At 58.7% G+C, this 1,396-nt stretch carries 1 protein-coding gene; it reads left to right on the forward strand.

From position 1 onward, the window contains the following. The first annotated feature begins 88 nt into the window (after positions 1–88). Entirely contained in the window at positions 89–1,120 is a 1,032-nt protein-coding gene (locus tag A9995_RS15700; protein WP_067614749.1) for an IS110 family transposase, read from the forward strand. Positions 1,121–1,396: the final 276 nt, after the last annotated feature.

Genomic DNA, 1,396 nt, shown 5'->3' on the forward strand with positions numbered 1-1,396 from the left:
CAGATGGGGTGGTTGCCGCCCTCCCTGACGGCATCGTGATGTGCCAAATAGTGGTGTTTGGAGCCACTGAGCGGAAAGGACGGCAACCATGACGAAGGATACGATGATTGGAGTGGACCTGGCAAAGAATGTTTTCCAGCTTCATGCGGCGTCGATGACGGGCCAACCGAAGTTTCGCAAGAAGCTGTCGCGGCAGGGTTTTGCGAAGTTCATGGCCGAACAGCCACCAGCAGTGGTGGTGATGGAAGCGTGTGGCAGCGCGCATTACTGGGCGCGCGAGATGGTCCGGCTTGGCCATGAGGTAAAGCTGATTGCGGCGCAGTATGTGAAGCCGTTTGTGAAGCGGCAGAAGAATGATGCCGCGGATGCCGAGGCGATCGTCGTCGCGGCGCAGCGACCCGAGATGCGCTTCGTTGAGCCGAAGTCTGCGGAGCAGCAAAGCCGGGCGATCTTGTTCCGCGCCCGCGAGCGGCTCGTTCACCAGCGCACCGAGCTGGTGAATGCACTCAGGGCCTGCCTTTATGAATACGGCCATGCAGTTCCGCAGGGGGTTCACCACATCAAACGGATTGCAGAGATACTGGACGCACCAGGCAGCGATTTGCCCGACTTGATGCGCGAGGAATGTGCCGAATTGCTGGAGCAGATTGCCGAACAAACGGCGCGGATTGATACCCGGACTGCGAAGATCAAGGCGCTGGCGGCGCAAACAGACACAGCGCGGCGTTTGCAAACCATTCCGGGCGTTGGCCCGTTGACCGCGCTTGCCGTCGAGGCCTTTGCCCCGCCAATGGAGAGCTTCAAGTGTGGCCGTGACTTCGCCGCGTGGCTTGGTCTTGTCCCACGCCAGTTTTCCTCCGGCGGCAAGGAACGGCTCGGGCGAATATCTAAAGCGGGCCAGTCTGATATCCGCAGGCTGCTGATTATCGGCGCGATGTCGCGGCTGAACTGGCTGGGTCGAAAATCGATTCCAGAAGCTTCATGGCTGGCGCGCATGGTGGCGCGAAAGCCGAGAATGCTTGTGGCGATCGCGCTGGCCAACAAGATGGCGCGGACGATCTGGGCCTTGCTAACCAAAGATGAGGATTATCGAGTTCCGGCGCAGGCTGTGGCCGCATGATCGACATGCAGCACAAACTGCCTGAAGCCGGATAAGGGGGTGTGAGAAGGCGACGACCCGAATGGGCAAAATGATCGAACAGATCTGGAGCAGGAAAACCAGTTAAGAGTCGTGAGCAGCCAAGCTCGAGAATCAGATTTGGACCTGATCCGCAGATCACCATACCGGCCAGCGGCTTTCTGGAAATGCCGCACATACAGGCCTTACAGAAGACCGCACTCGATCACATGCATATCGGTTCTGAAACTTCTTGCATCACGGGCGGCAACCACAGAA

The sequence above is a fragment of the Erythrobacter sp. QSSC1-22B genome (assembly GCF_001678665.1).
Taxonomy (GTDB): domain Bacteria; phylum Pseudomonadota; class Alphaproteobacteria; order Sphingomonadales; family Sphingomonadaceae; genus Qipengyuania.

Coding starts and splice junctions, on each gene's coding strand:
- A9995_RS15700 (WP_067614749.1), top strand. CDS start 89: ATGACGAAGGATACGATGATTGGAGTGGACCTGGCAAAGAATGTTTTC.